This is a genomic window from Bradyrhizobium sp. NP1, from assembly GCF_030378205.1.
Lineage (GTDB): Bacteria > Pseudomonadota > Alphaproteobacteria > Rhizobiales > Xanthobacteraceae > Bradyrhizobium.
Map to the genome: position 1 here is coordinate 3,424,966 of NZ_CP127385.1, position 12,460 is coordinate 3,437,425.

General features: G+C 64.9%; 16 protein-coding genes. 6 read left to right on the forward strand and 10 right to left on the reverse strand.

Annotated features, from left to right (window positions below; translation table 11 throughout):
- Nucleotides 1-7: 7 nt before the first annotated feature.
- The 3 genes from QOU61_RS16310 to tsaA all read left to right on the forward strand — a co-directional run bounded on the left by QOU61_RS16310 (nucleotide 8) and on the right by tsaA (nucleotide 1,670).
- Nucleotides 8-745, forward strand: coding sequence for an AzlC family ABC transporter permease (locus QOU61_RS16310; RefSeq protein ID WP_289660329.1), 738 nt, complete (start codon nucleotides 8-10; stop codon nucleotides 743-745).
- Complete coding sequence (locus tag QOU61_RS16315; protein WP_289660331.1) at nucleotides 742-1,098, forward strand: AzlD domain-containing protein; 357 nt, start codon at nucleotides 742-744, stop codon at nucleotides 1,096-1,098. The genes QOU61_RS16310 and QOU61_RS16315 overlap by 4 nt, the downstream gene beginning before the upstream one ends.
- 80 nt (nucleotides 1,099-1,178) lie before the next feature.
- The gene (gene tsaA, locus QOU61_RS16320) at nucleotides 1,179-1,670 is read left to right on the forward strand and encodes a tRNA (N6-threonylcarbamoyladenosine(37)-N6)-methyltransferase TrmO (RefSeq protein ID WP_289660332.1); all 492 of its coding nucleotides are present in this window, start codon (nucleotides 1,179-1,181) and stop codon (nucleotides 1,668-1,670) included.
- Nucleotides 1,671-1,678: 8 nt separating this feature from the next.
- On the opposite strand, the gene QOU61_RS16325 is transcribed toward tsaA, so the two are convergent.
- The 4 genes from QOU61_RS16325 to QOU61_RS16340 form a co-directional block, all read right to left on the reverse strand.
- A complete protein-coding gene (locus QOU61_RS16325) occupies nucleotides 1,679-2,101 on the reverse strand; it encodes an HIT family protein (protein WP_289660334.1) in 423 nt (140 codons plus the stop codon).
- 50 nt (nucleotides 2,102-2,151) lie between these two features.
- Nucleotides 2,152-3,369, reverse strand: coding sequence for a GNAT family N-acetyltransferase (locus QOU61_RS16330; protein ID WP_289660336.1), 1,218 nt, complete (start codon nucleotides 3,367-3,369; stop codon nucleotides 2,152-2,154).
- Nucleotides 3,370-3,435: 66 nt separating this feature from the next.
- Nucleotides 3,436-4,188, reverse strand: coding sequence for a glycerophosphodiester phosphodiesterase (locus tag QOU61_RS16335; protein WP_289660338.1), 753 nt, complete (start codon nucleotides 4,186-4,188; stop codon nucleotides 3,436-3,438).
- Nucleotides 4,189-4,200: 12 nt separating this feature from the next.
- The gene (locus tag QOU61_RS16340; RefSeq protein ID WP_289660339.1) at nucleotides 4,201-4,668 is read right to left on the reverse strand and encodes a RidA family protein; all 468 of its coding nucleotides are present in this window, start codon (nucleotides 4,666-4,668) and stop codon (nucleotides 4,201-4,203) included.
- Between the two features lie 253 nt (nucleotides 4,669-4,921).
- Here QOU61_RS16340 and QOU61_RS16345 point away from each other — a divergent pair, with 253 nt between their 5' ends.
- The gene (locus tag QOU61_RS16345) at nucleotides 4,922-5,785 is read left to right on the forward strand and encodes a cell envelope integrity EipB family protein (RefSeq protein WP_289660340.1); all 864 of its coding nucleotides are present in this window, start codon (nucleotides 4,922-4,924) and stop codon (nucleotides 5,783-5,785) included.
- A 14-nt stretch (nucleotides 5,786-5,799) separates the two neighbouring features.
- On the opposite strand, the gene QOU61_RS16350 is transcribed toward QOU61_RS16345, so the two are convergent.
- Together QOU61_RS16350 and QOU61_RS16355 are read right to left on the reverse strand one after the other, a co-directional pair.
- Nucleotides 5,800-7,083 (reverse strand): DNA polymerase IV, encoded by a 1,284-nt coding sequence (locus tag QOU61_RS16350; RefSeq protein ID WP_289660342.1) that lies wholly within the window; start codon nucleotides 7,081-7,083, stop codon nucleotides 5,800-5,802.
- Entirely contained in the window at nucleotides 7,080-7,379 is a 300-nt protein-coding gene (locus tag QOU61_RS16355; RefSeq protein ID WP_289660344.1) for a DUF3572 domain-containing protein, read from the reverse strand. The genes QOU61_RS16350 and QOU61_RS16355 overlap by 4 nt, the downstream gene beginning before the upstream one ends.
- A gap of 227 nt (nucleotides 7,380-7,606) precedes the next feature.
- Here QOU61_RS16355 and QOU61_RS16360 point away from each other — a divergent pair, with 227 nt between their 5' ends.
- Together QOU61_RS16360 and QOU61_RS16365 are read left to right on the forward strand one after the other, a co-directional pair.
- Nucleotides 7,607-7,972, forward strand: a complete 366-nt coding sequence (locus QOU61_RS16360; protein ID WP_289660346.1) for a response regulator — start codon at nucleotides 7,607-7,609, stop codon at nucleotides 7,970-7,972.
- 13 nt (nucleotides 7,973-7,985) lie between these two features.
- Nucleotides 7,986-9,359, forward strand: a complete 1,374-nt coding sequence (locus tag QOU61_RS16365; RefSeq protein ID WP_289660347.1) for a PleD family two-component system response regulator — start codon at nucleotides 7,986-7,988, stop codon at nucleotides 9,357-9,359.
- A 606-nt stretch (nucleotides 9,360-9,965) separates the two neighbouring features.
- Here QOU61_RS16365 and QOU61_RS16370 read toward each other — a convergent pair.
- The 4 genes from QOU61_RS16370 to QOU61_RS16385 are packed head-to-tail and all read right to left on the reverse strand — an operon-like array spanning nucleotide 9,966 to nucleotide 12,454.
- Complete coding sequence (locus QOU61_RS16370) at nucleotides 9,966-10,475, reverse strand: DoxX family protein (RefSeq protein WP_289660350.1); 510 nt, start codon at nucleotides 10,473-10,475, stop codon at nucleotides 9,966-9,968.
- A complete protein-coding gene (locus tag QOU61_RS16375) occupies nucleotides 10,460-11,263 on the reverse strand; it encodes an HvfC/BufC N-terminal domain-containing protein (RefSeq protein ID WP_289660352.1) in 804 nt (267 codons plus the stop codon). Before QOU61_RS16375 ends, QOU61_RS16370 begins: the two co-directional genes overlap by 16 nt.
- A complete protein-coding gene (bufB, locus tag QOU61_RS16380) occupies nucleotides 11,247-12,128 on the reverse strand; it encodes an MNIO family bufferin maturase (RefSeq protein WP_289660354.1) in 882 nt (293 codons plus the stop codon). Before bufB ends, QOU61_RS16375 begins: the two co-directional genes overlap by 17 nt.
- A 14-nt stretch (nucleotides 12,129-12,142) precedes the next feature.
- A complete protein-coding gene (locus QOU61_RS16385; protein WP_289660355.1) occupies nucleotides 12,143-12,454 on the reverse strand; it encodes a BufA1 family periplasmic bufferin-type metallophore in 312 nt (103 codons plus the stop codon).
- Between the last annotated feature and the right edge of the window lie 6 nt (nucleotides 12,455-12,460).

The window sequence follows — 12,460 nt, forward strand, 5'->3', positions numbered from 1 at the left end:
GGCTTCCATGTCGCTCCCGCCGCTCGATTCCCCGCAATGGCAAGGTCCTTTCCGTGCATTCGCATGGGGAGTGCGCTCGGTCGCCTCCACCATCCTGACCCTGGTCCTGTTCGTCACCTATCTCGGCATCGGCGCGCTCGCCCATGATACGGGCTTCAGCCTGGCCTGGACGTTGCTCTCGACGCTGCTGGTATGGGCAGGGCCGGCGCAGATCATCGTCATCACGACGCTCGGCTCCGGCGCGACCATCCTGCAGGCCGCGATCGCGGTCACCGTGAGCGCCGTCCGCCTGTTTCCCATGGTGGTGTCAGTGCTCCCCATGATGCGAACGCCGGAGACGAAACGGCGTCAGCTCATTCTGGCGGCGCATTTCACCGCCGTGACGCTGTGGGTCGAATGCCACCGCTTCCTGCCGCAGGTGCCGCGCGACAAGCGGATCGCTTTCGTGCAAGGGCTCGGCACGGGGCTGGTCTTCGTCAGCCTTTGCGCCAATACGATCGGCTATTTCCTTGCCGCCAACCTCTCGCAGACCCTTGCCTCCGCCATTCTTTTGCTGACGCCGCTGGCGTTCCTGTTCTCGACTGCGCGCAATTCCAAGGAATTCGCCGACATCGCGGCGCTGGCGCTGGGGCTTGCGCTCTATCCGGTCGCAGCTCAGATGAACAGCGGCCTGGACATCCTCGTCAGCGGCGTGGCTGCGGGAACCATTGCCTATGGCATCCATCGCTGGAGGGCGCGCGCATGAGCGGCTGGCTTTCCGATTTCGTCGGCGACTGGCATGCAATCGTGGTTCTGCTCATCGCGGGTGTGCTGCCCAACCAGGTCTGGCGGATGCTTGGCCTGTGGTTCGGCGGCGGGATCGACGAGGGCTCGGAGCTTCTGGTCTGGGTGCGGGCGGTCGCGACCGCAATTCTGGCCGGCGTGATCGCGCAGATCATCGTGCAGCCGCCGGGCGCGCTCGCAAGCGTCCCGGCCTCGCTGCGCTATGGCGCGGTGGCGGCAGGCTTTGTCGCGTTCGCGCTGACCCGCCGCTCGATCTTTGCCGGGGTCGTCTGCGGCGAGATCTTCATGCTGGCCGGAAAATGGTGGTTGGGCTGACGCCGCCGATCCTCGTCATTGCGGGCTGCCCGCAATGCGCTAGAATCAAAGATCAATAGGTAGCCGCTGGGTCAATTTATATGGTGCGAGAAGCTGAAATCCGCGAGGGCGAAGTCGCGGTCGACATGCCGCCGGCAAAGGATGCCGGCCTGATTTTCATCGGCCGCATTCGCACGCCCTGGACCTCGCGGCTGGCGACGCCGCGACAGGGCCGGCACGACGGCCCGGTCTGCCGGCTCGAGATCTTCGAGCCGTGGACGCCGGCGATCAAGGGCGTCGAATTCTACTCGAACCTCGAAGTGCTCTATTGGCTGCACCACTCGCGGCGCGACCTCGTGCTGCAGAGCCCGAAGAACAACGGCGCGACCCGTGGCGCGTTTTCGCTGCGGACGCCGGTGCGGCCGAATCCGATCGGGACCTCGATCGTCAAGCTGGTCGGAGTCGAGGGCAACACCATCCTGGTGCGCGGACTTGACTGCCTCGACGAGACGCCGCTACTCGATGTGAAGCCCGATCGTTGCGAGTTCACGCCACTCGCGCCGCCGCAGCCGGGCGATTTCGAGACGGAGTGAAGGATATTCTATTTCAGCGCCGCGATCAGTTTCGTGGCGTTGTCCTCCAGAACCTTGATGTCTTCCTTGCGGCTGGCAGGCGGCAACAGCGCAATCCCGTCATGGCGCGGCATCACGTGCATGTGCAGGTGAAACACCACCTGGCCGCCGGCCGGCTCGTTGAACTGCTGGATGGTGATGCCGTCGGCCTTGAATGCCTTCATCGCGGCGGCGGCGATCATGTGCGCGCCGCGCGCGACATGGGCGTAATCTTCCGGGCTGATGTCGAGGATGTTGCGGGCAGGGGCCTTCGGGATGACGAGCACATGGCCCGGCGATCGCGGCATGATGTCGAGGAAGGCGAGCACATGCGCGTCCTCGTAGACCTTGTGGCAGGGGATCTCGCCGCGCAGGACTTTTGCAAAGATGTTGTTGGGATCATAGGCAGTCATGGCGGCTCCTTGAATTTTCGCTTCACTTTTCGCCGCCCGGCGCTGGCCGGTCAAGGCGCCTCGTCGACCTTGCGGAAGGGACCGGCCTCGGCGAGCTCGCGCCCGACCTCGTCGACATAGGCGCGCTCGCGCTTCAGATAGTCGGCGACCGCGCGGCGCAGGCCGGGATCGGCGATGTAGTGCGCGGAATAGGTGGTCTGCGGCAGGTAGCCACGCGCGATCTTGTGCTCGCCCTGCGCGCCGGCCTCGACCGTCTGCAGGCGATGTTTGATGGCGAATTCGATCGCCTGATAGTAGCAGACCTCGAAATGCAGGAACGGGTGGTGCTCGATCGCACCCCAGTTGCGGCCGAACAGCGTGTCGGAGCCGATGAAGTTGATGGCGCCTGCGATCCAGCGATTGTTGCGGCGGGCCATCACCAGCAGCACGTCGTCGGCCATGCTCTCGCCGATCAGCGAGAAGAACGCGCGGGTGAGATACGGCCGGCCCCATTTGCGCGAGCCGGTTTCCATGTAGAAGTCGAAGAATGCGTCCCAGGCTTCTTCGGTGATGTCGGCGCCGCGCATCCAGTGGATGGTGATGCCGTTGGTGACCGCCTCGCGCCGCTCGCGCTTGATCGCCTTGCGGTGGCGCGAATTCAGCGTGGCGAGGAAATCGTCGAAGCCGGCAAAATCCTGGTTCTGCCAGTGAAACTGCTGGTCGGTGCGCTGCAGAAAGCCCTGCGCGGCGAGAAAGCGCCACTCCGCCTCGCGCGCGAACGTCACATGCGCCGATGACGCCTTGCTGACGCCGCAGAGCGCGACGAGGCCGCTTGCCAGCGCGCCGCCGATCATCTCGCGATCGGCATCGCCGCGGATCAGAAGGCGCGGGCCGGCGGCGGGCGTGAAGGGGACCGAGACCTGCAGCTTCGGATAATAGCGTCCACCGGCGCGCTCATAGGCGTCGGCCCAACCGCGGTCGAAGACATATTCGCCCTGCGAGTGCGATTTCAGATAGCAGGGAACGATGCCGGCAATGCGGCCGTCCATTTTCGCGATCAGGTGGCGCGGCGCCCAGCCGGTGCGTATGGTGGCCGAGCCCGAGGCTTCGGCAGCCTTGAAAAAGGCATGGGAAACGAAGGGGTTATAGGCGGGTTTTAAGCCCGGACAGGAGGCCGTGCCTGCCGAGGCGGCGAAAGGGCTTTGCGGATTGGCGCAAGCGTTCCAGTCCGCCGGATCGATTTCGCTGGCGGAGGGGACGGCTTCGAGGGTGATTTCGGGTGATGCCATCGCGGCTCTTTGGATCGACTCTAAAAACATCGTGCGTCGCAGCAGCGACTTCAAGAGCCGGAAAGCTCACGGTTCCGGCACGAAACCCTCGAAGATCATCTGATCGGCATGGCGCGCGGCCCGGGCGCGTTGCTCTGATGTGCGCACGGTCCAGGTGAGCAGCGGGCAGCCGAACACGTTGCGCGCGATCCAGGGCGCCGCCGCCGGCAGCTCGTCCACCCAATAGGCGACGAAGTGCGGCTCGGTGTGGAAGGCATGGCGCAGATGCGTCATCTCGCGCCGCTGCGCGGGCGATGCGTCAGGCCAGTCGCTTTCGGTATAATGGCGCTCGGCCACGATGCCGCGCGGCCGCGACGGCATCAGTTCGCGCAGCGCCATCACCTGGTCGGGATCGAAGGACATCCCGACCGCAGGCCCCGAATAGGAGGCCAGCACCTCCGCCATGCGTTTCACCAGCCGCCGGTCGCCGTCGAAATGGCTCTTCACCTCGATCACCAGCGGGACGCGGCCCGCGGTGAGGGTGCAGAGATCCGACAGCGTCATCATCCGCTCGGGCGTGTCCTTGAACGCGACCGCCTTCAACTCGGCTGCGGTCTTGTCGCGCAAGCGACCGCTACCGTCGGTGAGGCGGCCGAGCTCATCGTCATGATGCACCATGGCCTCGCCGTCGGCGGTGAGCTGGACGTCGCATTCGATCGCGAAATTGCCCGCAACCGCAGCCGACGCGGCCGCCGGCATGTTCTCGACGATCCCGCGCGCGCGATCATGCAGGCCGCGATGGGCGACCGGTCGTGCCGTCAGCCAGGGCGGTGCGCGCAATCGGCTCTCCCGTCAGGAGACCTCGAAGATGCCTTCGACCTCGACCGCGGCGTCGGCGGGTAGCGCGGCGACGCCCACCGTGGTGCGGGCGTGGCGGCCCTTGTCGCCGAACACTTCCACCATCAGGTCGGAAGCGCCATTGAGCACCTTCGGTCCGTCGAGGAAGTCGGGCGCCGAGTTGATGAAGCCGCCGAGCCGGACCACGCGCGCGACCTTGTCGAGGTCGCCGATCGCGGCCTTGACCTGCGCGAGCAGGTTGATGCCGCAGCCGCGCGCGGCCGCCTGGCCCTGCTCGACGGTGACGCCGGCCCCGAGCTTGCCCTTGGCGATCAGCTTGCCCTGCGGATCGAGGCAGACCTGACCCGATACGATCAGCAGGTTTCCGGAGCGCACGAAGCCGACATAGTTGGCGATCGGCGAGGGGGGCTGGTGCAGCGTGATGCCCAGCGATGCCAGTTTTTGTTCGATTGCTCCCGCCATGTTCTTGTCCCGGATTGTTTGAACCAAGCCCGATCCTGAATCGGGCGGCCCTGTTTCGCCGATTGCCCCCTCGCATGCAAGCGCGCCCGCGGTCGCAGCGGGGCACGCCGTCGGCGCCGCCAAGCGTCTGGAAAAGCTGCGTAAAAACAGGGCACTTGCGGCTTGCGCTCCACTTTATTGTGAGCTTGCCCCAGTTGCGGCGCAATGGGGCGGACACTACAGTGACGAATCTCTCCCCATGCGAGGATTTTCTATGGCTCGACCGTTCCGGAATTTTCCCGGCGTGCTGGCAATTGCCGTTGTCGTGGCCGGCTGGAATTCGCCATATGAAGATGCGCACGCGGCGGCCGGCGCGCCGTTCTTGCCGCATCAGGCGCTCTACGAACTGAAGCTGCTCAAGTCGCGCGGCTCGAACGCCATCAACAACGCGCGGGGGCGCATCCTCTACAACTTCTCCGGCAGCCCCTGCGAAGGCTACACGTCGGAATTCCGTCAGGTCTCCGAGCTCGACAGTGGCGAGGGCAAGGTCACGCTCTCGGACCTCCGCTCGACCTCGTGGGAGGACGGTTCGGGCAACAGCTACCGTTTCAAGATCGACGCGCGCAACAACGACAACGACTCCAGCCCCGTCGACGGTATCGCCGAGCGCAGCGGCGACCACATCACAGTGAAGCTGAAGCAGCCGGAGGCCAAGACCTTCACGCTCGACGGCTCGGTCGTGTTCCCGACCGAGCAGATCCAGCGCATCATCGCCGCCGGCAAGGAAGGCAAGTCGGTGCTGGAGCTGACCGTCTATGACGGCTCCGACAACGGCCAGAAGGTCTACAACACGCTGTCCGTCATCGGCCAGCCGATCAAGGGCGACAAGGCGATGTCTTCGCCCGATCCGTCCATCACCAACGAGCAGATGAGGTCGCTGACGCGCTGGCCGGTGACGGTGAGCTATTACGACCGCGACGCCAAGTCGACCGACGGCGAGCAGACGCCGGTCTATGCGATGCAGTTCGAACTGTTCGAGAACGGCGTGTCGCGCGCGCTCGTGCTCGACTACAACGACTTCGTGATCGCGGGCGCGCTCGGCAAGTTCGACGTCAAGGATGCCAAGCCCTGCAAGTGACCGCCGAAGGCGGTTCATTCCGCCTTCTCCGGCCCGTCATAGGCGATGCCGCGGATCACGGCGGCCTGCCCGAATTTCTTGCGCAGATCGTCGATCGCGCGCTCGGCGTGCGCCGAGCGGCGGTCGAGCATGTCGGTGTCGTCGGCCTGCGATCCCGGCCGCAGCGCGCTGACGCCCGTGCCCATCAGGCGGAACGAGGTGCCGTCGATTTCGCGTGCCAGCATCTCGCGCGCGATCGCGAAGATCTTGCTCGCCAACTGCGTCGGTGCGGCGATCGACTGCGAGCGGGTGCGCTGCCGGAAGTCGGCGGTCTTCAATTTCAGCGTGATGGTCGAGCCGGCAAGCTCGCCGTTCTTCAGCCGCGTCGAAACCTTCTCCGACAGCCGCCACAATAGCCGCTCCAGCGTCGCGAAATCGCTGATGTCGGTCTCGAAGGTGGTCTCGCTCGAGATCGTCTTGGCGCCGCGGTCGGCGACCACGCGGCGGTCGTCGATGCCGCGCGCGAGCCGCCACAGCCTGCGGCCTTCGGTCGGGAACTGCTTCATCAGCTCGATCTCGTCGGCGCGCTGCAGGTCGGCGATGATGCGAAAACCGCGCTGTGCGAGCCGCTCCTGCGTCGCGGGGCCGACGCCGAAGATGAAGCCGACGGGCCTGTCCTTGAGCATCTCGCGCGCTTCATCCTGGTCGAGGGCGGCGAAACCGCGCGGCTTGTCGAGGTCGGAGGCGATCTTGGCGAGAAACTTGTTGCAGGAGAGCCCGACAGAGACCGTGATGCCGATCGTGCGCTCCACCTCGCTGGCAAAGCGCGCCAAAACCTTGGCCGGGATCATGCCGTGCACGCGTTCGGTGCCGGAAAGGTCGAGGAAGGCCTCGTCGATCGACAGCGGCTCGACCAGCGGCGTCAGCGCCTGCATGGCGTGGCGCACCTCGCGGCCGACCCGGACATATTTCGCCATGTCCGGGCCGATCACGGTGGCCTGCGGGCAAAGCTCGAGCGCCTTGAACATCGGCATCGCCGAACGCACGCCAAACGTTCGCGCGATATAGCAGGCGGCCGACACCACGCCACGCTTTCCCCCGCCGATGATCACCGGCTTGTCGGCGACCTCAGGGTTGTCGCGCTTCTCCACCGTCGCATAGAACGCGTCGCAGTCGATATGGGCGATGGTGAGCGCGGAAAGCGCGCGGTGGCGCACGAGGCGGGGGGAGCCGCATCGGTTGCAGCGCCTCGCAAGTGCCTCCAGGTCAGCCAGACAATCCCGGCAAAAGCAATTCGGCGCTGGCGCCGGGGCGCTCACGGGGTGTCGCGCTCCCACTTGGCATCGTTGAGGACCTCGCGGGCGGCTGCGACGTTGGTTGGATGAAGGCCGACGGTCTTGGCGAATGCTTCCACGGTGGCGTCGTCCCGCGTGACGAAATCGAGCACGCTGGCCAGAAAATGCGGATCGGCGGCGGCGCTGCGCAGGGTCTCCGGGCCGATGCCGCTTTCGGCCAGGAACCGGCCCAGCCGCTCGGGATCGGCGGCCAGAAAAGAAAGGGCCTGAACCGCAACAATTTCAGCGACTTCGCGAGGGTTGTGAACAGGCTTTTTCAACGATCGGTTTGCCTTTCCGTTAACTTATGCTGTCTAATTTGCCGCCATCATGCCCGAGTCTTCGCGATCGGTTCAAGCAAGTGGAAACCACTTGGTCATATGGAACCAGGGCTTAACGGCTTGGAGCGAATCTGACGCTAGTTTGAATTCACATGTCGGCACGTCCGAGAAGCGCTGTCCGCATCGCTGATCGAAGCGTGCTTCCTAAAGAAACAGGGAGGGGCGGGATGGCAAAAACCGTCCTGATCGTGGAGGACAACGAGCTCAATATGAAGCTCTTTCGCGATCTGCTGGAAGCGCACGGCTATCAGACCTCGGGCACCAGCAACGGCTACGAGGCGCTCGATCTCGTGCGCAAGACGCGCCCCGATCTGATCCTGATGGATATCCAGCTGCCGCAGGTCTCCGGCCTCGAGGTGACGCGCTGGATCAAGGACGATCCGGAGCTGCGCGCAATTCCCGTGGTCGCGGTCACCGCGTTCGCGATGAAGGGCGACGAGGAGCGCATCCGCGAGGGCGGCTGCGAAGCGTATTTGTCCAAGCCAATTTCGGTGGGCAAGTTCATCGAGACGGTACGGCGTTTCGTTGGGTGAGGAGTGAGTTTCGATGTCCGCGCGTATCCTGGTCGTCGATGACGTTCCAGCCAACGTCAAGCTTCTGGAAGCACGCCTGGCGGCCGAGTATTTCGACGTCTTCACCGCATCCAACGGCGCCGAGGCGCTGCAGCTCTGCCAGCGCGCCGAATGCGACATCATCCTGCTCGACGTGATGATGCCCGACATGGACGGCTTCGAGGTCTGCCGCCGCCTGAAATCCAATCCCGCGACCCATTTCATTCCCGTGGTCATGGTCACGGCGCTCGACAGCCCGTCCGACCGCGTGCGGGGCCTGGAAGCCGGCGCCGACGATTTTCTCACCAAGCCGGTGTCCGACATCGTGCTGCTTGCGCGCGTGCGCTCGCTGACGCGGCTGAAGATGATGACCGACGAGCTGCGTACGCGCGCCATCACCTCGCTGGAGATCGGCATGGAGGCTCCCGAGCGCCATGCGGTCGCCGATACCGGCAAGGGCGGGCGGATCCTGCTCGTCGACGACCGGCCCTCGTCCTACGAGCGGCTCGCGCAGATGCTGAGCGCCGAGCAATCGGTCGACGTCGAGCCCAATCCGGCGGAAGCGCTGTTTCACGCCGCCGAAGGCAATTACGACCTGCTGATCGTGTCGCTCAGCCTCGAGAACTTCGATGGCCTGCGGCTGTGCAGCCAGGCGCGCTCGCTGGAGCGCACCCGTCAGCTGCCGATCCTTGCGATCTCGGATGCCGACAACAATGCGCGGCTGATGCGCGGGCTCGAGATCGGCGTCAACGACTATCTGTTGCGCCCGGTCGATCGCAACGAATTGCTGGCGCGGGCGCGCACCCAGATCCGGCGCCGCCGTTACACCGACCATCTGCGCGACAACGTGCAGAATTCGATCGAGATGGCGATCACCGACGCGCTGACCGGCTTGCACAACCGCCGCTACATGGAGAGCCATCTGGCGACGCTTGCCGAGCAGGCTTCGAGCCGCGGCAAGCCGCTGGCGCTGATGATGCTCGACATCGATTTTTTCAAGTCCATCAACGACACCTACGGCCATGACGCCGGCGACGACGTCCTGCGCGAATTCGCAACGCGCATCCGCAAGTCGATCCGGGGCATCGACCTTGCCTGCCGCTATGGCGGGGAGGAATTCGTGATCGTGATGCCGGAGACCGACCTTGCGGTGGCCGGCATGGTGGCGGAGCGGCTGCGCCGCTCGATCGCGGGCGAGCCGTTCGGGGTCAACAAGGGCGCCAGGCGCATCGAGGTCACGATCTCGATCGGGCTTTCGACGCTGGAGGCGAAGGGCGAGGCCGTTTCCGACCTGCTCAAGCGCGCCGACACCGCGCTCTACCGCGCCAAGCATGATGGCCGCAACCGCGTGGTGGCGCAGGCGGCGTAGGCCTTCAGTTTCCGGTTTGATTGTCAAAGAGCCATTGCGCTGTCGTCGCCGGCTTGACGGCGGAGGACGTGGTTTCCCGTTCCCGCGGCGGATTACGCCCGAGTTTTGTCAAACATCACCCTCGATCGGAGAAGAGGGCGCAGGGAATGCCGGGTGTCCAATGCACCCGCAGCCTCGCGTGCAAATGAAAAAAGCACACGAGTTAGTCACCACAGGTACACCGAAACGAGCCGGCATTCCCCGCGCGATGGTTTGAACGGTTTCCTTCGTGCTCTCCCCGGTGACCGGGCTTTCTTGCCACCGTCGCTCGCAAGATGTTCGCGAGCTTGATGCCAGCGTCGGGGCATCAGGACCACACGACTTCGCCGTCCGCATCATTGTCGTTCGTCTTTCGACGCTGACGCGTCCATCGCATCCCCCGCCCAACACTCGTGACGATCGCGAAGCGCCCCTCTTGGCAGGCGCGGGATGTGCCGATGGAAGCCACTGATTTGCCCGACGCATCAAGCGCAATATTTTTTGCGCGAGGACTGGACGACCCAAATCAGCTTGAGATCGTTCAAGAAATTCGATTTTAGGCGCAGCGGTCTTTGGGGCCAAAAAACGCTACGCGACGGGTGGATTTTCGTGTTGCGCTTCTGATTGCGCTCCGAGCCATCGCCACAGCAGATGGTCGAGCGACAGGGTGCCGGCGCCACGGCAGAGCAGCACCAACAGCATCGCAGCCCATTGGATATGCGTCGGCCAGGCCTGAGGGTACACGAAGATCTCGATCACGGCCGTCATGCCGAGCAGCACGAGCGCGGCAAACCGCGTCATCAGCCCGAGCATCAGCAGAACCGGAGTCGTGAGCTCGATCGTGACCGCCAGATAGGCTGCGACCTCGGGCGGGATCAGCGGCAACTGGTATTCATCCGAAAACAGCGACAGGGCCGTGTCCCAGTTGGCGAGCTTGGTCATTGCGGAATTCCAGAACACGGTCGCAACCGCGAACCGCAGCGGCAGCGCGAGCCATGTATAGGAAATGCCTTCCAGCAGTCGGCGTGCGCGACTGAGCGTGTCCGCGACGAACGTCGGCCGAATGGCGCGCATGCGCTGGGTCACGAGATCACCCATGCTGTGGCCGAACCCGCGTTGGTCGCCAGTTCGAAGCTGCAAAACCGGCCGGCGGCAAGATGCTCCGCCAGCGCGCGAGCATGATCGAAGCGCGGCCCGTCTTGCGGATCGCCAAGCGCCGCCGCCAGCGGCTCCCCGGCACAGAGGCGCCGGAGGAACTGCCATGCCGGGCCGTCCAGCCGCTCGACCGCGACGCCGTCTGGACGACGCTCCACCACGAGGTGAACCGGACCGGTGTCCACGTCGATCTTTCCCAAGGTCTCATCGTCTTCGGTCAGAACTGCGCGCCAGATCCTGTCGGCGGGGTACGCCAGGCGGAGCAACGCAAGCGACGGCTCCGCGATCAGGCGGATGCGGCCCTGATCGTCGGGCGCGACATCGGCGAGTGCCGCGGGATCGAGGGCCCCGGCCTCCGCCGCGTGCAAGGCCGAATGCACGGCCCACTCCAGCTTCGCCACGTCATGCAAATAGGGGACGGTTGTCGCTGGCCCAAACGTGCGCAGAAATTCGGGAAACGTGTCGCCATACTGATCCAGCCACGCCGCGCAGGGCGGATGCCGCGCGATGAAGACCTGCGCGGCACCTTCGAAGAAGGCCTCGCCAACCAGTTTCGCCACGGCCGGGAAACACAGCCGAAGCGCTTTCGTCAATGAAACGAGAAATGTGTTGCGATAAATATCGAGCCGTTCCGGCGGCACATGTCGCGCAAGCGCAGCCGAGACGGCGGCCGATTCGCGGCGGACCAGGCTCTGTCGCATCGCGGACTGCAATTCATGCAGCGTCGGCATGAGGGGCCTCGTTCTTCAATGCCGTGATGAACGCTTGCGCACGTCCGGCTTCCTCCAGCAGAACGTCCAGTGCCGGCACATCATTGTCCCACTCGATCAGGGTCGGAACCGCGCCGAAGCGCGCGATGGCTTGCCGATAGAGCGCCCACACCTCTTCGCTGACGCGCGAGGCGTGATCGTCGATCCGCAGCATGCTGCCGTCGGCGAAGGTACGCAGGCTGTGGCCTGCAAGGTGGATTTCGCCGATCGCGTCACGCGGCAAGGACGCCAGATAGAGCGACGCATCCCAGCCATGGTTGTGGGCGCTGACGCAGATATTGTTGACGTCGCAAAGGACGCCGCAGCCGGTGCGCGTGGCGACCGCCGCCATGAACTCCCATTCGGGAATGATGGAATCGGCGAATACAACATAGGTCGACGGGTTCTCGACAAGAATGCGCCGCTTCAGACAGGTCTGGGTCTGGTCGACATGACGGCAAACGACGTCCAGCGCCTCCTCCGTCATGGGCAGGGGAAGCAGATCGGCGAGGTAGGTTCCGTCGACCATGTTCCAGGCGATGTGCTCCGACATCAGGCCCGGCTCGATGCGCTCGGCCACCTTGCGAATGCGTTCGAGATGCGCGGGATCGAGACCTTCGGCGCTTCCGAGCGACAGGCCGACCCCGTGCAGCGAGATCGGCGTATCGTGCCGGATCGCCTCCAGGTCGCGGACCGGCGTGCCGCCCCCCATGTAGTTTTCGGTGTGCACTTCCATCCACGACACATCGGGCCGCGTGTCGAGCACGGCCTGATGATGCTGGAAGCGCAGCCCGATCCCGGCCTGGGCCGGAATGGGGCTGGCTCGACTGACCGCTGCGGCGCGCATCGGCGTGCCGTCGGTCAGGTTGCGGTGGTCTTGCCGCCTTGAATCTTGCCGCAGTCGCCGGCGGGAAGCAGCACGAAGGATTTTGGATCGCGCGCCTGCGTCGACTGGCCGGCACAGGAGTGGGCGCCCTCGGCGCAATCGTTCTTGGCCGCAGCGTTGATGCCGTAGCACTTCTCCAGCTTGTCCTTGGCCATCCGGGCCATGTTGTCCTTCACGGCCTGTGGCGGCTCTTTCATGCCTTGCGCCTGAACGGTTGGCGCCTGCATAGCGAGCGCGAGCCCCACGGCGGTCGTCAGGGTGGATGCGATGAGCACACGGCGATTCATGATGTT